The organism is Streptomyces sp. NBC_01497 (assembly GCF_036250695.1).
In the GTDB taxonomy this organism is placed as follows: domain Bacteria; phylum Actinomycetota; class Actinomycetes; order Streptomycetales; family Streptomycetaceae; genus Streptomyces.
Window position 1 is genome coordinate 181943 of record NZ_CP109428.1, and the last position, 23306, is coordinate 205248.

A 23306-nucleotide genomic window follows, 5' to 3' on the forward strand; every position below is an offset into this window, starting at 1 on the left:
GGTCCCGGACTTACGGGTTCGAGCCTATGAGGTGAGCATGTCCTGTCCGATGCAGACGGATTACTCTCACGCGTTGCTTTCTCCGTAGCTAAGCTGATGCTGTCCCATTTCCCCATTTGACACGACGACCACGCGACCGGTTCCAAGCCCAAACGTCCGCATGCCGACAAGGCGTAGGGTGTCCGCCATCTGCGGCGGCGGGTATGGGGTCGACACATCAGCGTCCGCCATGGCTCGCAAGGGCATCGAGTCCAGTGAGTGATGAGGACGGGACGTCGACGGCGGGTCATCGAGCGCACCGTACTGTGGCTGACCGGCTCCCGCCGACTCCACAACGGTTGCGGACACCACTCTGGCAACTGCCTGGCTTTTCTTGAGCTGGCAACCGCCCTTTGCCGCTACAAACGCTTTCGCAACCCGACCAAGTAGGACACGGTCCAAGTCCAGCATTACGAAAAAACCGTGACCTGTAGCCGCGGCGCTGCTGCCCAGGCGTTTGGTTCGTAACAAATACGGGCCAGCCGCATGTTTCGTGCAGCTGAAGCGAGGATCTCCTCGATTGCGGCCTGATCCCCAGTACTTAGGTACCACCAGAAGAGGCTATGCCACACCACTGTGTAAGTTCCGGGTGGGACAGGGAGGGAGAGTTGTTCCTTGAGCCACTCCACAGCGTTCGCCTTATCAATCTGCACGCCAGAATGGACGGCGAGCGCTATAGCGTCGTCCAGTTCGAGTTGTTCCACATAGCTCTCTTCTGCAATGAAGGAACGCAAGATCATCGCGTCCTGAAGATTGGAGGCGTCGCGCGGGGAGATGTCACATCCCGCCCGGTGGACAATCTGGATCTCGCCAGGTCGTGGCCCCATAGCAGTCAAACGTACGGAGGATGAGGTGTCACCCCATTGCCAGCCGCTTCCGAACCACCGGTAGTGGTCGAAGATGAGGTTCAGGCCGGCACATGCACCGATCTCCAACAGTCGCACTTTGGGTGCGGCTAGCATTCCTAGGCCGCGTAGAAGGTAGCCAGCGCGACGAGGTTGGTGCTGTTGAACGGGACGGTCCATGGCTTCGCGTATTGCATCAGGATGGTCGAGCAGGGTTCGCCGAAAAAGGTGGCGAGTGCGCTCTGAATAAACAGGGTCACCGAGGCGTGCCGTCAGACTTTTAAGATGTACAGCCAGTTCAGGTGCACGACCGGTAATGGTCAAGAGCCTAACGCCTGCTAGCGCACGTAGATAGTATAGTGGCGTGGCGGAGTCTGCATGGTTGGCAAGAATTTGAGCGACGGGTCCGAAGGCCTCCAATTCATCGGTGAGCATGGTGAGCATGTCCGCCGACATCGGCGCGGACTGCACCATCGATGCAGCCATGGACCTCAGTTCCCGGATACTCTGTTCAGGGATCACACAGCACCTCTTTCAGCCGTGAGGCGTGCATCCTCTGCGGAAGCGTCAATCATCCACTGGATGAGGTCTCGGTGCTCTGAAGGCTTGGCCAGCGCCCCGAGCAGGCCTGATAGTTTCCTACGAATGACATAGATTCGGTCGTTATACGCAATGGCCGCGCTTGTTCGAGACAGATGTTCACGAATCTCTCTTCGAGCTACGGTATCCAGCCTCGCTCGGTCGCGCAGCGCCGCGAGAGCATCCGCCTCAGTGGGGTTAGCCATCTCTACTGCCAGAGCCATCAGCAAGGTCCAGGTGCCATTTTCCAGGTCCCTATCTTCACCAAGGCCATGCGAGGCACGATCATTGGCCATCTGACGCAGGATGCCGAAAAGCTTACCGAAGACCCGCCAACCTTCGATCGCTTGGTTGCCGACGCGAGCAAGCATGGCTGTCATCGCAGCGTCTCTGCCGTACGGAGCGCCGGACTTGCCAGCATAGATCCGCATAGTAGTAGACCAGGTAATCGCGTTCGGACTTGCAGAAACATCGTCGAGTTGACCCTCGGCCGAACGGAGCGAACTTGTTACAAACTCACGCGCCCACGCGGCTCGCAGCTTTGCTGGAACGTCTAGATGTTCGATTAGCAATTGAGGAACCAAAGTGAGGCATGCTGCGCTCGAGATGCTTGCCTGGGCTGATGACAGCCCCACTTGCTCTGGGTCAAAGTCGCCATCGGTAAGATCGTCAAAGCTCTCCGCGCCAGTCCACCACAGCCTGGACAGCATTGCCACTGGCAGTGCTGACTGGGGGTCTGCAGTGATCGCTCCAAGCACAGGGAAAGGCAGCAGGCGAAAAGGGCTTTCTGTGCTGCCGTCGCTGTCGAGTAGCTGCAATATTGCTGCAGACAAAGACGGTCGGTCTCGGGCAAGTAGGGCAAGCTCCGAAGAAAGAGCAGCGGTTACCATCCGGCGACGCTCCAGCAAGGTCCGGTAATGCTCAGTCACGTCTTTATCGGACATACACGCCTCCTCGGCAACCCCACAACGAGAAATCACAAGCGCAGCGGCGAGTAGCCTATGAAGGCGAGGAGTTAGACGGAACTCAATTACCTTTGCCACGCTCCCACCTCATCCGATCCCCCTCGAATTGGGAGGATCGGATGAGGTGCTACACATGCTCAGCGAAACCGAGCGTGGTCGGTCAGCACCAGGTGTTGGACCCGCCGCCATGCTCGTTCGTTACCACGTAGGTGGATTCTTCCTCGGCGCCGACAGAACCGGCCTCCCAGCTTCCATCGCCGTCAAGCAGCAGTACAACTTCCTCAATTTCAGCGTTCATGAGTCTCCTAAGTTAAAAGGACCAAATAAATACTCACTGAATGAGTTCAGGAGCATCTCGCATCGGCAACTTAGCATCCATTCTTCTTTGTGATCAAGCAACCCAGCATCGTCGCCTGCAAAAAATGATCGCCTGTTCATAGAAAATAGATATTGAGCCTTTGCCAACTTGCTTGCGGCTGTGAGTCAGTTGGTTCGACACATGAGTGAAGCCCTGGGTGGACGGATTCACGACCAAGATCACCTGTACCCACCAGAGGCTTCACGTGCTCGTCCACCCGCGCGGACTGGACGTGTTTAGTCGGTCCCTGCCGTTCCTCGCCTCTCGTCCGCGCGAACACCGTCGCCGAATCGGAAGCCGCTGGCGTCGATTCCCGGCTGGCCTCAAGCCCTGTTGGTGCTGGCCCATCTGCGCAACTGGGCCGCGTATACCCAGCTCGCAGACGGTCTCGAGATCGGGACCAGCACGCTCTACCGCCATGTCAGCGAGGCCGTCGACGTCCCGGCCGCTGAAGCGATCGCCGATGCGGCGACCGCCCTTACAACCCAACATAGGGTCGGACAGGCCGTCATCACGTGAGCCTCGCGTGTTCGCTAACCTCGATCTTTCGTCACGGTCCGCTGGGCTCTCTCTCACGGATCGTTTCGGTTGTCCGGGCTGAGCCTAAGGGTTGTCCCGTAACTGGTTCGACGTCTTGCGCGCGTCCGGTTCGACCCGATTCGCGGCGATGTCGTCGAGCCTCGAAACTCAGGCCAGAAGCGGACAACCCGTCCGAGTGACGATGACCGTCCGCCCCTCCAGTGACTTACGGGACAGCCCTTAGGCAGTTCGGAGGCCCGACTGTCGCGTCGGGTGGGCGCCCGGTTCCACTGGCCCGGTGGGGATGGTGCGGCTCGAAGGGGCGGGTTGCTGCTGGTCAGCCGGGGTTTAGTAGGGCTTGGAGCCGTTGCAGGGCCTCGGTGATCACGTCGGTCCAGGGCCAGTGGCCGGCGAGACGGAGGATGCGACGGCGTCCGGTGGTGACGACCTGGCCGGCGGCGGAGAACAGGCGCAGTCGCAGGCGGCGGGGCTCCTACCGGCGAGCCGCGCCGCTCAGTGCGAGCGTGGGCATCCAGGCGAGCAGGTCAAGGGCGATCTGGACGATCTCCAGCCAGATCTGGTTCTGCGCCGCGTCGTGCAGGGGGAGGTTGCGCAAGCCGATAGCGCGGGCGTTTCGGATCCGGTCTTCGGCAAGGGCTCGCTGGCGGTGGCGTAGGCGATCGGCGTTTTGGTGGTGTTGGTGGCGAAGCAGGTCAGGCGCAGTCCGCCGGCGCCTGTGAGGCGCAACTGAGCTCCAGGGTGCGGCCGTTCCTTGCGCACGATCATCCTCAGACCCTCGGGCCAGCCGTCGAGGACGTCGCCGTCGAGTCCGGCAACCCAGGCGCCGTCGCGGATCTCGCCATCGGGTTCGACGGCCGGTGTCCAGGCCGCGGCCGGCATCTTGAGGACGGCCTGGTGGAGGGTGTCGGTGATGGTCATGCGCACCGAGTAGGACAGCCACCGGCCGCGCTGGGCGAGCCAGTCGACGAACGCATGAGTGCCGCCGTCGGAGTCGGTGCGGATCAGCGTGTGCCGTCTGCGCCGGTACTTCTTGGGGAGCTGCGCCAGGGCGAGTTGGGCGGTGGTGATGTGGTCGGCGACGGTGTTGGAGCCTGCGTTGCCGGGCCTGAGCAGACCGGCGGCGGGTTCTCCGAACCCGCCGCGGCCGTGGTCGACGAACGCCACCAGCGGGTGGTGGCCGTAGGTTTTCTTCCAGGTGGCGGCGGCGTCCTGCCTCTCGGAGTGGGCCAGGACGAGGACGCCGTCGATGCCCACGGTCACCTGCCCGCCGGCATCAGGCGCCTCCCGGCCGGTCAACTTCCATCCTCGATTGCGGACTTCGAAGCGGGCCTGCCGAAGCGCGGTCAGGGACCGCTGCCCGCCCGAGGCGAGGGTGTCGATGAGGCGGGAGACTGTCGGGTCGGAGGCCACCGGACCGAACGCTGCGGGCTCGGCGCGCAGCATGCCCACATCGGCCAGGCAGTCCCAGCCGAGGGCGACCGCGAGCGCCACGTCCGGCAGGATCTTGCCCGGGTCGTGCACCGCCCGCGGCTTGCGCCACGGCGCGAGCGCCACCGATATCGCCGTGTCCAGGCCCGACTTACGGACTGTCTCCAACAGCAGCACCGCCCCGGCCTGGGCGACCACACCACGACCGCTGCCCTCGACGCTGACATGCGGGTAACACCCGATACGCTTCTTCACCTGGGAAGTGCCTCCGACGGTGGCGGGAGCAAGGGCCTCAACAACCCTTACTCTCGCTGGTCAGAGGCACTTTCTGCCGCCCTGATCACCTGCCGGACAGCGCGCTTCATGAAAGCGCGAGGCTAACGAGATCATGACCTATCGCGGCCCTTGCCATACCCGTCCGTCAGGTCGGTTCGTGACGGGGCGCGGCCCGGCGGCTGGTCGCCTGCTCTGAAGAGCCTCATGAGTCACCCAGCGCCGCTGGCTATCGACGTGGACCTTCGGGCTGCCATGCAGGAGCGCGATCTAGTGCCGCATCAGGCAACGTTCGCCTCGTTGTGGGAAAACAGTTGGTAGCTGTCGGCGCTGCGTGGATACCGTCGCGGTGTTCTCCGACGCTGACGCCGCCGCGCCATACGACCTGCTGAACCCGTGGGACCCCCTGCGGTGGCCCAGCGACGGTTTCTATGACGAGTTGGTCATGGCTGCGGGCTCGGTCCTGGACGTTGGCTGCGGTACCGGCTCCATGCTGCACCGGGCACGTGAAAACGGTCATACCGGCCCTCTCGTCGGCCTCGATCCGGACCGTGCCGCACTTGCCCGGGCCCGGCGCCGCACCGATATCGAGTGGGTCTAAGGGCTTGCAGATCATTAACACGTTGTCTTGATCATGCTGGGGTCGTTGGTCAGGTATCGAACCCGCGACTGGAGGGCTGTGAGGGCGGAGGGCGGCGTGGCCGCCGGGGAGATGACGATACTGCGCGCCTTGAGCAGTGTCCTGATCTTCCGCAAGGTGCGGTGCATGGCGGCCCGGCTGCTGTCGAACAGCACCGCAAGGGGTTCTGCGGCCAAGGCGAGCCGCAGGTGAAGAACGGCCGCCAGGACCTGATCGGGGAAGGAGAGCCGGGGCGGCCGGCCGCGCTTGAGGTCGCCATCGACGGCCAAAGTGTCGATGAGATCGCTCAGTTGCTGCCGAGACATGCCGGTCAGTACGGGGTCGGACAGCAGAGCACGGTCCCACTCCGGGGCTGGCTTGTGCGGAGCGCGGGGCGCTGGGACGGCAGGGCGCGGCTGGGGGTGCAGGTCATAGTTCCAGTCGCCGTGGAAGGCGTGTCGGGTCAGAGGCAGGGCCGCCATCTCCGCGTCGTCGATCTGGACTCCGGTGGGGTAGATGTTGGTGTCCAGCTCGGCCGTGACGCGCAGTCCAGTGCGAGTGGCGGTCGCGGCGATGGACTGGACAATGACTTCGTGGCTGGTCAGCGGGCGGCCACGCCAGTTCAGGGTGATGTGTGAGAAGAGCCGGTGCTCGATTTTGTTCCACTTAGATGTGCCCGGCGGCAGGTGGCATACGGTGATCGTCAGTCCTGTTTCGGCAGCGAGCCGGGCGAGTTCGAGCTTCCAGGCCCGGGTGCGGTAGCCGTTCGAGCCGCCCGCGTCGGCGGTGATGAGCAGTCGCGTCGCCTGCGGGTAGACGGCCCGGCCCTGGCCGGACCACCAGCGGCGGATCGACTCAACGGCGAACGCGGCGGTGTCGTGATCGGTGCCCACGTTGACCCAGCCGGTGTTCGCCGCGAGATCGTAGATCCCATACGGGACGGCCTTGCCCAGCTGGGGGTCGGCGAAGTCATGGACGTTCACCGGCACCGGCTCAGCAGCAGTCCGCCACTGGCGGCCGTTGTTCTTGAACTCGCCGACGAGCTCCTTCTTCTTGGTGTCCACGCTGATCACCGGCTGACCGGTGTCCCTGTGATCACGGGCCTGCTCGTTGAGATAGCGGAACTGCTCTTCCCGGTCCGGATGTTGGCTTCCCTCAATGGTCTTGGCGTTGGCCTGCAGACTGAAACCCTCCTCCCGCAGCAGATCCGCGACAGTGTCCGCACTGACTCTGTGACCGGCCCGGACTAGCTCCCGCGCCAGCGTGCGGGTCGACTTCACCGTCCACCGCAGCGGCGACATCGGATCACCACGCTCGTCCGGCTCGACCAGCGCCAGCAGTGCCGGCCGCAGCCCCGGATCGAGATCTGCGACCCTCTTGCGGCCCCCGCCCGGCCGCCGCACCCGCCCCAGAGGCTCCTCGCCAGCCTCCAGCTCGAACACGCCCTTGCGGACCGTGGTCTCACTCACCGAGGCCACCCACGCGACGGCCCGAACACCACCGTGTCCCAGGACACGGGCCTCTGCGGCCATCAGCAGCCGGCGCTGCCGCTCATCCAAATGCGGGAACAACACCACAAACCTCATGGCGAGTTGAGTAAGGATCTCGTCCGGGATGCGCATACCACATCAACGAGCCATGGGACGGGAAGCAACACGTTGATGATCTGCAAGCCCTAAGGGCACTGCGGCGGACGCGGAGTGGAACGCCGAGTTCGGCCTCGCAACGATGGCCAGCCATGCGTTCCAATGCCTCCTTACCGACCGCGATCTGCGTGCCTCGCTGGTGGCGATTCACGCCGCACTTCGACCGGGTGCCCACTTCGCCTTCGAGACCCGTCATCCGCAAGCACGTGCCTGGGAGAACTGGACCCCTTCGAACGCAACCGATATCACCGACACATACGGCCGTGCCCTGCGCGTCTGGCACGAGATCGACTCGGTCACCGATGACGTGGTCACCTTCACTGAGACGACGGCAGCGCCCGACGGCGCCGTGCTGCGCGTCGACCGCACAAGCCTGCGCTTCTACGACGTCACGACTCTCGTCGCTCTGCTCGTAGAAACGGGGTTCGAGGTCGAGACCCGGTTCGGGGACTGGAATCGAGGGCCCGTCACCGGTACGAGCCAGGAGATCATCACGATCGCCCGCCGGACATAGCGCAGTCAGGTCCGCCGTGCCAAGCGTGTCGCCTCGTCAGCGCTACGGCCGAATGGTGCCGGACCGTCATGCTGTCCCAGTGAGCCTTTTCCAACCTGCCTCAGCAGTCTGCCGGTTGGGCTGACAACAGGGTGAAGCCCCTGGTAGATGGGTTTTCGACCAAGAGAACCGTCTCCACCAGAGGCTTCGCATGCTTGTCTACCCGCCGGGCGTCAACGTGTCCAGCTCCACCCTGCGCTTCCTCGCGCAACAACTGCGACGGCACCGCCGTGCGATCGGGTCCAGATGGCGGCGGCTGAGCGCGGGTCGCCAAGCCCTTCACGCACTCGCCCACCTGCGCGTGGGACACACCCACGCCCAGCTCGCTGCCGGATTCCGCGTCGGGACCACGACCGCCTACCGCTACGTCGCCAAGGCCGTCGACCTCCTGGCCGACCCCGCGCCCACCCTGGCCGACGCCGCCCGCACCGCGTCGATGAAAGCCTTCGTCCTACTGGACGGCACCCTGCTGCCGATCGACCGCATCGCGGCGGACCGCCCCTACTACTCCGGCAAACACAAGAAACACGGCATGAACGTCCAGGTCCTCACCCATCCCTTCGGCCGACCCCTATGGGTCTCGCCGACCCTGCCGGGCGCCGTCCACGACGTCCGCGCGGCCCGGGAACACGGCATCATCGACGCCCCCGCCCAAGCCGACACCCCCCTGCTGGGCGGACAAAGGCTACCCAGGAGCCGCCGGCACCGTCCGCATCCCGTACTGGGGGCGACGGGACAACCTTTCAGCAGGTCAACAGGCAGCGAACCGCTCTCACGCCAAGATTCGCGCACTCATCGAACACGCCATGGCCACCCTCAAGTCGTGGCGGCTCCTCCGCAAGCTGCGGTGCTCCACCACCCGGATCACCGCCTTCGTGCAAGCCGTCCTCACCCTACATCTGGCCAGCTCAGAGCGATGATGGAAAAGGCTCACTGGCAGAACGAGTACGCGTCCGTGAGATCGATAACGACGAGGGGCAGTGTCTGTTGCGGCCCGTCCGCAGAGGCAGCGGGACAGTGGTGACCTGGCGACGGGCCCAAATGGTGCTCTTGTCCGCGCAGGGCATGGCGGTGGCAAAGATCGCCGAGGTCACCTTCACCAGCGCCGACCATGTCCGGGATGTGACCACAACTTCAACGCCGACGGTTTCGACTCCCTGTATCCGAAGTACAAGGGCGGGCGACCGAGGACATTTACGCTGCCAGAGCGGCGTGAGATCAAGAAGATCGCGAAGTCCAAGCCGTCCGAGCATGACTTGCCGTTCTCCACCTGGAGCCTCACCAAACTGGCAGGCTTCCTGGTTGCCGAGGGGGTGGTCGACGACATCAGCCACGAGGGCCTGCTCATTTTGCTCAGCGAGGAAGGCGTCTCTTTTCAACGCCTGAAGACCTGGAAGACCTCCCCCGACCCCGACTACGCGGCCAAGAAGGCGCGTATCGAACACCTCTACGCGATCGCCGACGGCGAAGTCATACCGGAGAACCAAGAGCCCGAAGTCGTCTTGTGCATGGATGAGTTCGGACCGCTGAACCTGATGCCCCACCCTGGCCGGCAGTGGGTCGAACGTGGTGGCAAGCACAAGGACCCCAACCGGGAGCCGCGCCGCAGGCGGCGGGCGACATACAACCGCTACGGCGGAGTACGTCACCTCTTCGCCGCCTACGACCTGGCCAAGGACAAGCTCTACAGCCACATCAAGCCGGTCAAGAAGCGCAGCCAGTTCCTCGAGTTCTGCCGCTACCTGCGCACCCTCTACCCGCCGACGGTACGGATCGCGATCGTCTGCGACAACTTCTCCCCGCACCTGACGACGAAGAGATGCCAGCGCGTCGGCACCTGGGCTGCGGCCAACAACGTCGAGAGCGCCCACACGCCGACCAACAGCTCCTGGCTGAACCGGATCGAGGCCCAGCTCACCGCGCTGCGCTACTTCACCCTCGACGGCACCGACCACGCCACCCACAAGGAACAGGGCAGCATGATCCGCCGCTACATCCCCTGGCGAAACCGCCATACCGACGACCGGCACCTACGCACCGTTGTCGACAGGGCAAACGTTGCCTGATGCTGCACTAAGCGTTGTCCCGTAACTCAGGGCAGAGGTCGGTAGGTCATCACAAGCAGATCTGATTGTCCGGTTGCGCCCCGAATCGCGACCTAAACCGGATCCTGAACAAGTAGGTCGAACCGGACATCGGCAAGCGGTGTCCAGAGTTACGGGACAGCCCTTAGACGGCATGGAGTCCTGGCAGGCCGAGCAACTATCGCGCCGAAAGCAAGACCGGCCGCGAGGAAACGGTGGACGCATGCAGGGATCCGCGCTGCGAGTCTACAATTGGCCACACCGGTTGCAGACCACCTCTTTCGGGTCGCCCGAGTCTGGTTACCGTCGCGATCGGTCCATTGCCAGCCGCAACCGTCGACAGTTCCACTGGCGAGTCCCTGCTGTCTGCAGGCCGCCATCACTACGGACAGGCAAACGTCTCAATGTGATCGAGTGCCATGTCGAGGGCTATCCTCATCGGCCTAGCATCACGCGCAGTACGCATGAGGAGGTATCCGCCTTGCATGGCTGCCATCAGGCCGGTCGCGAGGTCCTCCGCGCCAATGTCATTTCTCAGCGTACCTTCATGCTGCATACGCATCAGTCCCGCTGCGATGAGGTCCCTCCAGGCTTTAAACCCCTCCGCGAGCGCGGTGCGTTCATCAGCGTCGACTGGGGCAAGTGCAACTATCGATCCGATGTCGCCGCCAAAGCTTCCTTGCTGCACGTCGAGTTCAACGAGTTCCTCAGCCCATCGACGTAGCTCTCCAATGGTTCTCAGCCCCCCCAAGGATCGCCTCTCACGCTCAAGCAATTCGCGTACCTGCAAGGCGACAACCCCGCGCACCAGAATATCCTCACCCGTAGATACCGATAGGGTCATAGCAGGCCAGGTTCCTTCGGTACATAAACGCCAAAAGAACGTCCTTGCCCTTTTCAAGCACTGCCGAATTAGGGGGTCCATGATATGGATCCTCACCTGACTCTGTGGCCTGAAAGCCCGCATTGTTCAGCCCTGTCAAGAGCATTTCATGCGGCAATCACATTCTCGGTCCCCAGCTCTACAGCACAGACTGGACCATAGAGTCCCACTTTACCAGCACTCAAACGCCCACGTCTCACGAGCCGGAACATCGAGGAGGTCCCTGGTCCGCCGGCCTGCGCTCTCGCTGAGGCAGCCACCGCGAGCTGTGTTCAGCGTCCTACTGAAGGGCCTTGCCGCAGGCGGTCGACTGACGCAAACCACAATCCGGGGTCTCACATCGCTTCAGGGAATCATCTGGTGCATACCAGGTCACAAGAGTAGGGAATAATCGGCCCTCGCACTGTCGGCCGCAGTACGTGATGACAACCGGTCATCCTGCAAGCGGAGTCTGGTTGAACAAACCGGTCTACGATGCCGCCCTTGACTGCCCGGCACCACTAGCGACTGCCGTGCACGAGCTCGACCGAGAGAATGCTCCACAGCCCCGCGACACGTGGCGGCGCACGGGCGCCGCTCACGCCGGCGTGCGAGCCGCACAGGCGTCAGGCCCACACCCTGGCGCCTTGAACCACATGTCGCTACAGGACGCTCTCCCCGGACCTAGACTTCACTGCATACAGTTTGACGTGGTCAATGGCCATGTCAAGGGCCACCTTCATAGGGGTGACATCGCGGGACGTCTGGGCTAGTAGGTAGCCCCCCTGCAGGGCAGCCATGAGGCTGGTCGCAAGCTTGTCAGGGTCGGCGTCCGGCCGAAGAGTGCCTGAATCCCGCATGCGGGTCAGGCCCCTGACCAGCAGCCCGAGCCACTCTCCGAAGTGGCCTGCGAACGCTAGGCGCACTTCGTCATCACCATCTACCAGTTCACTGGCCAGTGAACCCAATGGGCATCCGTACGCGCCGCCACGCAGCGCATTGCGCTGGACGAGCGCGTCACGCCATCTTTCGAGACCCCGCAGAGAATTGAGACGTTCCAATTGCTGCCGCTGCCGCTCGATCAGCTCGGTGGCCTGAAGCTCAATGACCTGGGAGACTAGGAGCTCTTTGTCGGGAAAGTGGCGGTACAGCTGTGACTTACTGGTGGCACTAGCCGCTCGGACGTGGTCGAGTGTCGTCGCCGCAACACCCTTGACATGCATGAGGTCCGCGGCCGCACGGAGGATCCGGTCCCTTGTGACCATGCCCCGTGCCGTGAGCCGCGACGCCTCAGTTCTTGTCTCCCGTTCCGCCACAGGTCAAGGCTACCCCGACCACCGACGGGTGGCACTATAAAGTGGACTAAAAGGTCCGGTTGTAGCTGCGGAGCCCGATCGCGGTGAGGGCCGCATCGTGGGTCAATCGATGCGAGAGACAAGGCCTCTCACCTCGACAGCCTTAACGCTGCTTCCCGGGCCGACTCTTGCCGCCCGAGTTACGCAGTCCCCTACTTAAGGGACTCATAATAATCTCGGCTGGGGGGCGATGTGCCCGTCAGCAACTAGCCGGGCACGTAGCTTCTTCCGCGCGTCGAACATGCACTTGTAGACTGCATTCCTATTGGTGTCAAGCTCGTCAATCAGAGCATCAACCGGATCACCATTGACGATCAGTGCAGTGAAGATCCTTCGCTGCCGTTCACTGAGCACCGTCTCCACTGCCCTGCGAAGCGCAACCAATAGCTCCCGCGCCTCCACCTCACCTGCAGGGTCAAAGCCAGGTCGATCCGGGAGACCGATCCATTGGTCCAGATCAAACGCTACTCGTTTCTTCCTCCAATGATGTCTGCCGAGCTTGGTCGAAATCTCTAGTACGACAAACTTGAACGCCCACGTCGTGAACTGGCTATCACCACGGAAGCCATCAACCTTCGCAATAATACGCATAAGGGCATCGGCTGCTGCCTGATGCGCCAGATCCGTCAGCTCCGGTCCATAAATTCGGTAGGCTGGCCCACGCCGAAAGGCCTCACCCAGGGCGATACGGAGCAGCAGCGCGTGGAGTTGCCTGCATGCCAGCTCATAACGCGGATTGCCTTCTTTGAGCACGTCTGCCCAGTCGGTCGCATTTGAATCAATCGAATGCACCTAGCATCCCTTCTCGGCACGTCCCCAGAACGGATGGGCTGGGTTCCGCGGTATCGACAGAAACATGCGTGCCCCCCGCGACCCATGCTGATGGCTGAGTACTCTCAGTCGACCACGCAGGCATCTATTTTAGATCTACGAGCACTGAACAGTGCGAAGGCTGAAAGGAGCCGATAATGCCCCACTCACACATTCACTTGCACTCTGACCGGTCATCAGCTCGCGAAGGGAATCAACGCATGCCACAAAAGAGCTCGGGAGATTAATTTCCACTAATCGAATCGTCAGTCACAGGCCACGGGAGCGGGCATACCGATCCTGCATGGACCACCGGCCGAAAAGGCTCCGATGCGCGCGGGCGAGCAACCCGAACCTACCTTCCTGCTGATGGGCGCCAACTCCAGAGACCCGCACTGATCATTGAGAGGGGGAGGGTGGGCAATGGCGTCCGCCTGAGCCGGCCGGTCTCCGCGGCCCCATCTTCGAGACCGCCTGGACGAGTAGGGGGCGGTAGCACAGGCCGGCGTCAGGCACCATCCGAACGCATGAAGGAACCATCTGCCAGAGGGAGTGGCGAAGGATGAGGCCACTCCCTATAGACACCCCGTAGATTTACATGTGGGAGGATGGTGAGCAGCGATAAGTTTGGGATCAGGTTGTGACGCCTAGAACCCAGGCGCCGATCCGCAAGCGAAACCCTCCCACGCAGGGGGCTCGTACTGCAGTGCTGTCAGGCAGACCTGATTACAACCTGCCTCCCCCCACCTCCACCCGGAAGGATCGTTATGAGTGAGGATGACCAGGAGCTTGGGCTCCTCAGGGAGTCGGAGGAATTCGATGAGGACGAGATCGGAGACTACTTGGACGCTGGCTACTCACCGGCGGAACGTCCGCAGGCGGTAAACGATTGGGGCATCACTGAACGCGAGTCTCACGGGCATGAACCCCTCTCCAAGCGGTTGGCCCGCGAAGCTAGAGACAGCCAGGACTTGGAGGACGATGGTGACGGGATCGGCGACACGATCGGCACAGATGGCGAGGCCATTGACGATCAGGTGGGATCGGCTCGTGCTGGTCGCCTCCTCTCATGGGATACCGACGTGACCGGGGTGCGCTATGACGGCGACGACTACTGGGCCAAGGACGTAGGGATTGATGGCGGTGCCGCGTCCGCCGAGGAGTCGGCTATCCATGTCATCGATCCTGACGGTTTCCGTACCGAGTGACAGGCTGATGCCGGCTAGGCGTCTAATGTTCAGCCACGAACGGAGGCCTGCCTCTGCCGGATCGCGCACTTAGACCGTTTCCTACATGGTGAGTTTGATGAGTCATTTGTAGCAGCAGAGGGCTGCGGAGGCCGAGAAAGGCCAGGTGGTTGCCCGGATGCCGGCGTTCGTATCGGGGGCTGAGTCTGCGGTTCCCCGTCAGCCACGACATCGTCCGCTCGATCACCCACCTGCGGCGCCCTAATCGTTCACTGGACTCGATGCCCTTGCGGGCGATACAGACCCCGAAGTTTGCGGGGTTTGTAGTGCCAGCCGTTTTCGGGGTCGTGTCTCGTTTGGAGGCCGGCGACCATCGCCTTCAGGCCCTGACTGTCGGGGGTGTTGCCTGCATGGGACGCCGACGACGAGGGGCAGCCCGTTCGCGTCCGACAGGATGTGCATTGTGGAGCCCGGCTTGCCGCGGTCCACGGGGCTCGGACCTTGTGAGTTCGCCCCCTTTTTAGCGCGGACGTGGGCGGAGTCGAAGACAGTGCATGTGAGGTCGAGCAGGCCGCACTCGTCGATCCGATCCAGGACGGCCTCGTGGAGCCGGCCCCAGACGCCGGCTCTCGACCAGATCAGGAACCGGCGATGCGCGGTGGACTTCGAAATGCCAAAGCACGGTGGCAAGGACCGCCAGGCACAGCCGCTGACCAGGACATAGATGATCGCCGCGAACAACGTCTCATCAGGCGCGTCCTGCGTCCCACCGCCCTGCAGCCGCACCCTCGATCTTGGTCGGCAGGGTGTCCGAATGCGTGCTGATCCTGTTCGTGCTGCGGACCGGCGTTGCTTGGCAGGACGTCCCGGCGGAGACCGTGGGCTGTTCCGGTGTGACTGCCTGGCGCCGGCTGCGGGACTGGACCGAGGCCGGCGTCTGGCAACGGCTGCACGCCGCCCTTCTGACCGAGCTTCGCCGCGCCGACCTGCTGGACCTGGACGACTGCTCCGTAGACGGATCGCACGTCCGGGCCCTCAAAGGGGGGACCACGTCGGCCTCTCACCCGTCGACCGCGCCCGCCCCGGCTCCAAGCACCACCTGATCGTCGACCGGCACGGAATCCCGCTTGCCGTCATCCTCACCGGCGGCAACGTCGAGGCACTTCCTGGAGGCGGAGCCGACCACCGTGCCATCCGCCTTGATATTCCACTGCTGGGCACTGCCGGCGTCGCAGTCGTTGATCTCCACACCGGCTCCGCTCGCAGTGCTGTCACCCACGGGCGCGAGGCACTTGGTGCCGTAGACGCTCAACTGGTTGGTGGTGGTTGAAGTCCAGGCCTGGTTGCCTCCGCCATTGCAGCTGTAGAGGGTGGGCATGGTTCCGTTGGTCTGACTGAGCGCCGGCACGTCCACGCAGCGGTTTGACTGTTTGCCTCGCAGGAGGCCGTCAGCATCCCTCGCCACCACTGTTGGTCCTGACAGAAGTCTCGGATGATGTGACTGTCGGCTCGGATGCTCGTTGGGCTGTCCGTGGGGAAGAGAGGGTCGCGTCCGTGGATCGTCTCGGATGAACTGTGGTCGTTGGTCGAGCCGTTGTTGCCTTCCCGGCGCCGAAGCTGGTGCCTGGCCGGCCGAGAGTTCCTGACCGTCAGGCGCTGTGCGGGATCCTGTTCGTGCTGCATACCGGGATCCAGTGTGAGTACCTACCGCGGGAGCTGGGCTTCGGCTCGGGCATGACGTGCTGGCGGCGGCTGGCAGCGTGGAACGAGGCCAACGTCTGGGACAGGCTCCACCTCGTGCTGCTGGCCAAGCCCCGGGCGGCGAAGCAGCTCGACTGGTCTCGGGCGGGGAAGCGATTCCTCCCATGCCCGGGCCGCCCGACGGGGCCCAAAAGCGGTCCCAGCCCGGTCGACCCCGCACGGCCCGGCAGCAAGCACCACCTCCTCATCGACGGCCAGGACACACCGCTCGCGGTGTCCCTGACCGGCGGAAACCGTGGGCGACGTCACCCACCTCACGCCCCTACTCGCCAAGATCCCACCTATCCAGGGCCTCGCGGGACGTCCCCGTCGCCGCCATGACGTCCCGCTCGGCGACCGCGGCTACGACCACGACAAGTACCGCCGCCTCGTCTGGGCTCAGGGCATCAAACCGGTCATCGCCCGCCGCGGCATTCCACACGGCTCCGGCCTCGGTGCTCAGCGCTCGGTCGTCGAGCGCACGATCGCCTCGTTCCACGGCTTCCGACATCTGCGTATCCACTGGGAACGACGCGACGACATCCACGAAGCCTTTTCCTCGGCCTCGCCACCTGCCTCATCACCCACCGCCACATCCAACACCCTTGTTAGGACCTCTAAGCGTCCAGGCACTTAAGGAGTGGCGCTCTAGACGCTGGGTGCGCTTCGGACCCCCAGAGATGCGGCCCGGAGGGCGGTCGAATCAACGCTTGGGGCGGCCGAAGACAATTGCTCCTTCGACCGCCCCGCCGCTGACCGATGGCTCCATCGCCACCATCGGTCAAAATCGATCTTTCACTGAGTAGGTACGGACCACTTCTGGTTGGCACCGCCTGTGCATGTCCAGATCTGCAAGGGCGCGCCGTCCGAGGTGTTCTGCCCGGTCACATCCAGGCAACGGCCCGACGCCGGGTTCATCAGTTGCCCCGAGGCAGTCACGGTCCACTGCTGCCCCTCGCCACTGTTGCAGCCCCACAGCTCGACCTTGGTTCCACTTGCGGTGGCGCCACCCGCAACGTCCAGGCACTTGCCGAGAGCCTGCACGGTACCGTTGTTCGCCATAGTCCACTGCTGGGACGAACTAGTGCCACAGCTCTCCATGGCTATCGCGGCTCCTGCTGTGGCGTTCGACGCCGTTGCGTCCGCGCACTTGCCGCCGAGGCCGCTAACGTGTCCTGTCGGAGCAGGCCGGGTAGTTCCCGCCCAGTAGTTGAGGGCGAAGCCTCCAGCAGGGAACTGGATCTGGACCGTGTGGTACGTACCCGGGGCAAAAGTGAACGTCCCGGCATCAAGGGTCTGCCAGTTCTGGGCGCCGCCAGTGTCGGGCACACTGACGGTGGGCCCAGCAACCCCGTCAATTACAAAGCGGAGTTGACCCCCAGCCGCCGGGGCGGCGACGCGCGCTGTCAGGTCAACTGTTCCCTGTAGCGGTACCTGCTGCCACTGAAGCCACTCGCTGGGAGCAATGTTCCCGACATCCCAGCCTTCGCCAGTGTCGGTACTGTCCTGGACATCAATGTCGCCGGCCCTGTAGTCGTTGAACTGGTTACCCGGAGTCGTATCACTGAAGGAGTCGGCTCCTTCTGCCTCTACCCGATAACTTGCAGGAAAAGGATTGCGTGAGAATCGCCGCAAGATGTTGATCGACTGGTTGGGGTAGTCGACGTGTCTCTGATCATAGGTACCGTCGGCCACTCGGAATCCGGCAGCATTCTCGAGCACATCAGTGAATCCCTCCATGAGGGTCACTGTTGCCTGGTTGTTCACTGTCGCGGTGAGGTTTTTGACGAAGGTGTTGCCGTGATCGGGGTCAATCACCATGTTCGTGCTTCCTTCGACAACGTTGAATCCGGGGACCGCTACCCCGTACTTCCGGCCATCGAAGGTGTCGAGCGTCTCACCGCCGTTGTTAAGACTGAACCAACCGTTGGCCCCCATGACTTGCGAACTCACGGTGGAATCGTTGTTGAGCCAGCTCTGATCGACAATCAGATAAGGATCGACGCCGAACTCAGACTGAGCCTGCTGCCGGACGTACGCCAGCATGGCGGCAGAGTTTCCGTTGCCTTGATCCGTGAAATCCGGCGAATTATCCGACCACTCATATATGACAGGACGGCCGTTGAGTTTGAAGCGCATACTGTCGGGAACTGCTTGAAAGTAGGCTTCTTCGTTCTGCTGCCAGATGTACTTGTAGCCGCCTTCGGGTGAATTAGCAGCCATATCGAACGGCGGCGACGCGCCCCCGGTGTTGTGCACCAGCTGGTTTTTTTTGTCCGCCAGAGATGCAGCCGTGTCATCAAGGGCAGCAATTTTTATCTGCCCAGCGGCTCCTCTCCGGTTAATTGCGTCCACCAACTGAGTGAGGAAGCGCGGGTCGCCTGCCTCGTCCGGGACGGGTTTGCCGGGCCGGAAGCCTCGAAGATCCGCCGCTACGAAGTCAACGCCGGTGGCGAGGAGCTGTTCAACGTAGTTGTCCCAGAACTTAGTAGTGTCCGACGTGGGGATGTACTGGGGAAGATCGTAGAGCTTGTTTTTCTGGTTGCTGTAATTACCCGACAGAGTGCTCCCCTCGTATCCGAAAGTCACACCCAGATATCCCGTGTTCACAACGGTGCGGCCCGGTAGGACTGTCCCGCCATTGTCAACGATAGGAGCTGAGCTCGAAGGGCCCGATGCGGTGGCTAGGGGTGACAGGGCCGCAAGCACGGCCAAGCCGATCACCCCCGCTCCAATGGAAAAAATCCCTCTGCGTCTGGTCCTGGCGTGGGTCCTGATGGATTTAAACAAATCCGTTCCTTGCTAACTCGGGGGATGGGAGGAACGTGGGACGGGAACACTGACGCCTGATCTGACCTACCAGCCTGACAGAACTTTGGTCGGCCGATAGATGCGAACCCCGTTCGCTCATGTCTGCGGAACGTGTCCGCGGCTGTTGATTCAACTGTCGACTGCGGAACGCAAGGGCCTACCCACGCATGTAGAGGCAGACCCCTACCTCCGAGGGGCACGCCCGATGATCCCCAGTGTTACAGCAGCCCGCCCAGCAACACAGAGCGGTCCGCAGGAGCACACCTGACGAGCACACCTGGTCTCAGTGCCTTCTCACCCCGTCAGAGCCGAGGCGAGCGCTACGGTTTCTACCACATCCATGACCACTGGCCGCACTGGTATATATACAACCAGGTGCGCTGCGCGCCCGTCGGCCCACGTCTCCAACTGCCGTTCTCACGAAGGTCCTCCTTCACCGCGACATCGTCAGGCGCCAGGGAGACGGAGCCTAGGCACTGGGACGCACCCAGGTGATCCGACGCCACTGACCACGACACCCCCATGACCGGAATCAACTAAAACGTCAACCCTGCAGGTTCGGTGCGAGCCAGACCTCGGGAATCCCGCCCGTGCAAGTCGCCTCGTACAGCACAACATGGGTCTAAATGACTCGGAGGCGGAAGGCGGATGTACCGCCGTTGGGCAAGACACGATTGAACATGCGGACAAAAGGCGTCTCCGCCCCTCTCTATGACCTTCCCGTGTGCGATGCACTGCCTAAGGGCTGTCCCGCAACTCGCGATGGACTCTCCAGGGTTCGGTTGATCCCGACTCGAGGTAGGTCCACTCGCGACGGAGGGACAGGGCAAAAGTGGGCAAACGTCAGCTGTGATGTCGATCTGACTGCAACCTCGAGGAATACGGGACGGCCCTTAGCGAAGCGGGTCGGCAAGCCTTGCTCGCCCAGGAGGACGACGGTATGCGATGGTCACCCTCATCCCTGCCCACGCAAGACGGAGGCGCACGGGTCGGGGCGGGCACATGATCAGCACCCGCCAGCATCACGATCACACCGATGTCGGTTACGACCCGCAATTACCCGGGCCTTGACCCCTGATGTTGAACACACGAGACACTGGATCCTGAGGATCTGAGAACGGACACCTCGTGGTCATGAAGAACCACCCGCCGGAGTTCAAGGCGGACGCGGTCGCGCTGTACGAGTCGCGGCCCGGTGCGACGATCAGGTCGGTCGCCGCCGATCTGGGGATCAATCCGGAAACCCTGCGGAACTGGGTGAGGGCGGCTGGAGCAAGCCGGCCCCGGGGACGCCGGACGCAGGAGCCGGCCCAGCCGCCGACCCCGTTGGAGGCGGAGAACGCGGCTCTGCGGAAGAAGGTCCGCGACCTGGAGGAGGAACGCGAGATTCTGCGCAAAGCGGCGAAGTATTTCGCCGGGGAGACGCGCTGGTGAACCGCTTCCAGTGCGTTGCCGGCCCCCAGCGCCGTTATGGCGTGAAGCGGCTGTGCAGCATTCTCGGCGTCAGCCGCTCGAGCTTCTACTACTGGCGCCGGACAGCCGCGGACCGGGCCGCCCGGCAGGCGGCGATGCGAGGCTGGCCGCCCGGATACGGGCGGTGCACCAGGAATCGGACGGCACCTACGGAGCCCCACGGATCACCGCCGAACTTCGCGAGACGAACAGTGAAGCCGTCAACCACAAACGCGTCGCAAGGATCATGCGGGCGTCCGGGATCGAAGGGGTCCGGTTGCGCCGCCGGCACCGCACCACCGTCCCCGAGCCATCCGCGGCCAGAGCTCCGGACCTGATCGGCCGCGACTTCAGCGCCGAGAGGCCCAACACGAAGTACGTCGGCGACATCACCTACCTGCCTGTCGACGGCGGGAAGTTCCGCTACCTGGCGACCGTCATCGACCTCGCCTCGCGCCGCCTGGCCGGCTGGGCCATCGCAGACCACATGCGCGCGGACCTCGTCACCGACGCCCTTGCCGCGGCGGTCCGCACCCGCGGCAGCCTCGCCGGATCGATCATGCACACCGACCACGGAGCCCAGTACACAAGCAGGGCCTTCGCTCAAACCTGCAGGTCAGCAGGGGCCCGACGAAGCATGAGCGCGGTCGGCTCCAGCGCAGACAACGCACTCGCCCAGTCCTTCAACGCGACCTTCAAACGCGAGGCCCTGCAAGGACGAAAGAGCTGGAGCAACGAGCGCGAGGCCCGACTCGACGCCTTCAGATGGCTGAACCGCTACAACACCCGACGCCGACACTCCCGCCTCGGACAACGATCACCGATCGCCTTCGAGAACGCCTTCCACCTCACACCAACTACATTGGCACAAGCCGCATAACCCGTGTTCAGGATTCGGGGTCAAGGCCCGATGTCGGTCGGGCCACCCCGGGCCGCAGACGAACTCTCAGGGTTATCTTTTCAGGGTCCTGCGACGGGACTGCCGGCTCCCGGGTTCGGTATGACTGTTGCCTTTCTTTCGAAGGTGGGAATTGGCGGGCGGTGCCATTGGGCCCGGGAGGAGCCGTTGGAGACGCTGACGTTGAGGCCTGACTACCGCCTGGCCTGGCGTAAAACGGGGCTGCTTTTGGGCTGTAGGTCCGCATAACGTGGTTGCGTGGGGACAACCCGATGCCGAGGCTGCCACCGCGCGAGCCCGGTTCGGGAGGATGGGCTGTACGACACCGACGACGTGGGCTTCTTCCTCGGCCTGGATGTCGGCAAGACCGCCCGTCACGGGCACGGACTGACCCGGACCGGAAGGGAGGCCTGCGACAAGCCCGTGCCCACAACGAAGCTGAACTGCGGCCTGGCTTCGACTAGTTGTCCGTCAAAATCGGCATCGCCCTGGTGATCATTGGCCAGGCCGCCCTGCTGGAGCCAACCGGCAAAATCACCGCCGAGCTGCTGTGTTCGGCGGGTTCGACTACGACCTGGCGGCCGAGGCGGCCCGCAGCAACCGGATTCGCGGCCTGCTCACCCGGTTCCACCCCACCTAAGGGCTGTCCCGTAACTACGGGCACCGCTTGCCGATGTCCGGTTCAACCTACTTGGTCAGGATCCGGTTTTGGCCCCGATTCGGGGCGCAACCGGACAATCGGACCTGCTTGTGGTGACCTACCAACCTCTGCCCTGAGTTACGGGACAACGCTTAGGAACGTCTCCTCGGCATCCGTCTGGACCACCCTGCGGTGATCTGGCTGCTGGAACGCTACGGATCCCCAGCCTCCCTGCTCAGGTCGACACAGGTTGGTCGTGATCCGCCCCAAATCCCCGCGCATGGCCCAGCTGCTGATTGACGAGGTCTTCGACGCGCTCGACGAGCAGACCGTCGTCGTATCCGGCACCGGGGCCCCGGCATCGTGATCCCGTCGCTGGCCCGCTCGCTCGCACGAACAGCGACGCGCTGCGAAGCAGATCGCGCCAGCTGAGCCCTCTGAACTTTGACAGCAGGTCGTGCGGACCGCCTCGCCAGCACACGCTGTGACCTGACGGACCCGGTGTTCCTTGCCTGCAAGGATCGCACCAGCCCCGCGTCGCCTCGTCAGCTGCTGAAGTCGTGTCCCCCTTCCCCGACCAGCCTTTCGTCGTCAGTTCGGTCAGATCCAGCGACGGCGGCTTAATTACTCCGAGGTCTTCATGATCAGCTTCGGGGAAAACGGACGCAGGATGCTAAGGGCGCGCCTCTGGGTGTGCGGGGTCGGATGGATCGAGATCACTTTTCCGCACACGATAGACCTGGAGTCGGAGACCGTAGTACTTATCCGTCTCTCCCACCCACTCCATTCCGACACGTTTGGCCGTGGCGGCTCCGCGCTCGTTGCGAGGTCGGACCACTGCGAAAAGCTCATCCGCGCCCCCACAGAAGGCGTAGTGGGTAGCTGCGTGGCCGGCTTCCGCCGCATAGCCCTTACCCCAGGCGCGAGGGGCTAGCTGCCACGCGACTTCGAGGTCGACGTTGTACGACGGGAGGGGGAGAACCGCTGCACCTCCGACGAGTTCACCAGTGCTTCGTACCTCCACAGCCCAGCGCCCCATCGGGACCGTTGTCCTGGCGTCCTCCTCTATCCAGCGTGACAAGGTCTCTGCCATCGCGGCTGCATCTGTGATCCTGTCCATGGCGGGCGTAAGCCACTGTGAGACGTGAGGGTCTCCGTAAATCTCCAGAGCGGCATCGACGTCCCTCGATTCCCACGGCCGGAGCAGCAGCCTCGGGGTCTCGACCAGCCGACCTGTCACCGTCACACGGTGTTCTGGTCCACTCTTCGCTGACATGATCGTCACGTCCTACCTGCAGGGTTTGGCGGATGGAAGCCGCTGTACATCGGTCGCTCGTACCATACCGGCGGCGGAATTGTCCGGCGTGCCGAAGCACTCGCTCTTGCGTGTGGTCCGCCCTGAGGCTGGGGGGTGTCTACGTGAGTGCACCCTCACGCCTAAGGGCTGTCCCGTGACTCTGGACACCGCTTGCCGATGTCCGGTTCGACCTACTTGGTCAGGATCCGGTTTTGGCCGCGATTCGGGGCGCAATCGGACAATCAGATCTGCTTGTGGTGACCTACCGACCTCTGCCCTGAGTTACGGGACAACGCTTAGCCTCAACGCTGGTGACAGACCGTGT

The 23306-nt window shown here is 63.2% G+C and carries 13 protein-coding genes and 9 pseudogenes; 10 read left to right on the plus strand and 12 right to left on the minus strand.

The genetic code is table 11. The features are described from left to right. Positions 1-449: 449 nt before the first annotated feature. The 3 genes from OG310_RS36845 to OG310_RS36855 form a co-directional block, all read right to left on the minus strand. Positions 450-1370, minus strand: a complete 921-nt coding sequence (locus OG310_RS36845; protein WP_329460624.1) for a DUF2332 domain-containing protein — start codon at positions 1368-1370, stop codon at positions 450-452. Between the two features lie 32 nt (positions 1371-1402). Further along, positions 1403-2407: a polyprenyl synthase gene (locus OG310_RS36850; protein WP_329460625.1), complete on the minus strand. Its 1005-nt coding sequence runs from the start codon at positions 2405-2407 to the stop codon at positions 1403-1405. Positions 2408-2588: 181 nt separating this feature from the next. Then, entirely contained in the window at positions 2589-2726 is a 138-nt protein-coding gene (locus tag OG310_RS36855; protein ID WP_329460626.1) for a hypothetical protein, read from the minus strand. Positions 2727-3122: 396 nt separating this feature from the next. On the opposite strand from OG310_RS36855, the gene OG310_RS38730 reads away from it, so the two are divergent. Continuing rightward, positions 3123-3305: a hypothetical protein gene (locus OG310_RS38730; protein ID WP_443078939.1), complete on the plus strand. Its 183-nt coding sequence runs from the start codon at positions 3123-3125 to the stop codon at positions 3303-3305. A 337-nt stretch (positions 3306-3642) separates the two neighbouring features. On the opposite strand, the pseudogene OG310_RS36865 reads toward OG310_RS38730, so the two are convergent. Next, positions 3643-5009 (minus strand): annotated as a pseudogene (locus tag OG310_RS36865) (IS1380 family transposase). A 367-nt stretch (positions 5010-5376) separates the two neighbouring features. Between OG310_RS36865 and OG310_RS36870 the strand changes: the two are divergent. Continuing rightward, positions 5377-5625, plus strand: a pseudogene (locus tag OG310_RS36870) (methyltransferase domain-containing protein); the annotation flags it as partial. Between the two features lie 17 nt (positions 5626-5642). Here the strand turns inward: OG310_RS36870 and OG310_RS36875 are convergent. Further along, positions 5643-7268 carry an ISAzo13 family transposase gene (locus OG310_RS36875; protein WP_329460627.1) on the minus strand — a complete coding sequence of 542 codons (1626 nt, stop codon included), beginning with the start codon at positions 7266-7268 and terminating at the stop codon, positions 5643-5645. Positions 7269-7374: 106 nt separating this feature from the next. Here OG310_RS36875 and OG310_RS36880 point away from each other — a divergent pair, with 106 nt between their 5' ends. The 3 genes and pseudogenes from OG310_RS36880 to OG310_RS36890 all read left to right on the plus strand — a co-directional run bounded on the left by OG310_RS36880 (position 7375) and on the right by OG310_RS36890 (position 9911). Continuing rightward, positions 7375-7806, plus strand: a complete 432-nt coding sequence (locus tag OG310_RS36880) for a hypothetical protein (RefSeq protein ID WP_329460628.1) — start codon at positions 7375-7377, stop codon at positions 7804-7806. Between the two features lie 190 nt (positions 7807-7996). After that, positions 7997-8765 (plus strand): annotated as a pseudogene (locus tag OG310_RS36885) (transposase family protein). Between the two features lie 13 nt (positions 8766-8778). Next, positions 8779-9911, plus strand: a pseudogene (locus tag OG310_RS36890) (IS630 family transposase). A 400-nt stretch (positions 9912-10311) separates the two neighbouring features. On the opposite strand, the gene OG310_RS36895 reads toward OG310_RS36890, so the two are convergent. The 3 genes from OG310_RS36895 to OG310_RS36905 all read right to left on the minus strand — a co-directional run bounded on the left by OG310_RS36895 (position 10312) and on the right by OG310_RS36905 (position 12938). Beyond that, a complete protein-coding gene (locus OG310_RS36895; protein ID WP_329460629.1) occupies positions 10312-10773 on the minus strand; it encodes an LmrA/YxaF family transcription factor in 462 nt (153 codons plus the stop codon). Between the two features lie 680 nt (positions 10774-11453). Next, entirely contained in the window at positions 11454-12107 is a 654-nt protein-coding gene (locus OG310_RS36900) for a TetR/AcrR family transcriptional regulator (RefSeq protein ID WP_329460630.1), read from the minus strand. 204 nt (positions 12108-12311) lie between these two features. Next, the gene (locus OG310_RS36905; RefSeq protein WP_329460631.1) at positions 12312-12938 is read right to left on the minus strand and encodes an RNA polymerase sigma factor; all 627 of its coding nucleotides are present in this window, start codon (positions 12936-12938) and stop codon (positions 12312-12314) included. 785 nt (positions 12939-13723) lie between these two features. Between OG310_RS36905 and OG310_RS36910 the strand changes: the two genes are divergently transcribed. After that, positions 13724-14164 carry a DUF5709 domain-containing protein gene (locus tag OG310_RS36910; RefSeq protein WP_329460632.1) on the plus strand — a complete coding sequence of 147 codons (441 nt, stop codon included), beginning with the start codon at positions 13724-13726 and terminating at the stop codon, positions 14162-14164. A gap of 102 nt (positions 14165-14266) precedes the next feature. Here the strand turns inward: OG310_RS36910 and OG310_RS36915 are convergent. Next, positions 14267-14959 (minus strand): annotated as a pseudogene (locus OG310_RS36915) (IS5 family transposase). A gap of 8 nt (positions 14960-14967) precedes the next feature. Between OG310_RS36915 and OG310_RS36920 the strand changes: the two are divergent. Further along, positions 14968-15296: pseudogene (locus tag OG310_RS36920) on the plus strand (transposase); the annotation flags it as partial. On the opposite strand, the gene OG310_RS36925 reads toward OG310_RS36920, so the two are convergent. Then, on the minus strand, positions 15204-15611 hold the full coding sequence (locus tag OG310_RS36925) for an RICIN domain-containing protein (RefSeq protein ID WP_329460633.1): 408 nt from the start codon (positions 15609-15611) through the stop codon (positions 15204-15206). The pseudogene OG310_RS36920 and the gene OG310_RS36925 sit on opposite strands and share 93 nt — an antisense overlap. A 45-nt stretch (positions 15612-15656) precedes the next feature. Between OG310_RS36925 and OG310_RS36930 the strand changes: the two are divergent. Continuing rightward, positions 15657-16520, plus strand: a pseudogene (locus OG310_RS36930) (IS5 family transposase). Positions 16521-16678: 158 nt separating this feature from the next. Here OG310_RS36930 and OG310_RS36935 read toward each other — a convergent pair. Next, a complete protein-coding gene (locus OG310_RS36935) occupies positions 16679-18607 on the minus strand; it encodes a DUF5010 domain-containing protein (RefSeq protein ID WP_329460807.1) in 1929 nt (642 codons plus the stop codon). Positions 18608-19822: 1215 nt separating this feature from the next. Between OG310_RS36935 and OG310_RS36940 the strand changes: the two are divergent. Further along, positions 19823-21026 (plus strand): annotated as a pseudogene (locus tag OG310_RS36940) (IS3 family transposase). Positions 21027-21359: 333 nt separating this feature from the next. After that, positions 21360-21679 (plus strand): annotated as a pseudogene (locus OG310_RS36945) (IS110-like element IS110 family transposase); the annotation flags it as partial. Positions 21680-22357: 678 nt separating this feature from the next. Here the strand turns inward: OG310_RS36945 and OG310_RS36955 are convergent. Then, the gene (locus OG310_RS36955; RefSeq protein WP_329460634.1) at positions 22358-22960 is read right to left on the minus strand and encodes a GNAT family N-acetyltransferase; all 603 of its coding nucleotides are present in this window, start codon (positions 22958-22960) and stop codon (positions 22358-22360) included. Between the last annotated feature and the right edge of the window lie 346 nt (positions 22961-23306).

Excerpts from the sequence above, each read along its gene's own strand:
- OG310_RS36855 (WP_329460626.1), bottom strand. The coding sequence starts at position 2,726 with ATGAACGCTGAAATTGAGGAAGTTGTACTGCTGCTTGACGGCGATGGA.
- OG310_RS36845 (WP_329460624.1), bottom strand. The coding sequence starts at position 1,370 with ATGGCTGCATCGATGGTGCAGTCCGCGCCGATGTCGGCGGACATGCTC.
- OG310_RS36875 (WP_329460627.1), bottom strand. The coding sequence starts at position 7,268 with ATGCGCATCCCGGACGAGATCCTTACTCAACTCGCCATGAGGTTTGTG.
- OG310_RS36955 (WP_329460634.1), bottom strand. The coding sequence starts at position 22,960 with ATGTCAGCGAAGAGTGGACCAGAACACCGTGTGACGGTGACAGGTCGG.
- OG310_RS36895 (WP_329460629.1), bottom strand. The coding sequence starts at position 10,773 with ATGACCCTATCGGTATCTACGGGTGAGGATATTCTGGTGCGCGGGGTT.
- OG310_RS36850 (WP_329460625.1), bottom strand. The coding sequence starts at position 2,407 with ATGTCCGATAAAGACGTGACTGAGCATTACCGGACCTTGCTGGAGCGT.
- OG310_RS36880 (WP_329460628.1), top strand. The coding sequence starts at position 7,375 with ATGGCCAGCCATGCGTTCCAATGCCTCCTTACCGACCGCGATCTGCGT.
- OG310_RS36910 (WP_329460632.1), top strand. The coding sequence starts at position 13,724 with ATGAGTGAGGATGACCAGGAGCTTGGGCTCCTCAGGGAGTCGGAGGAA.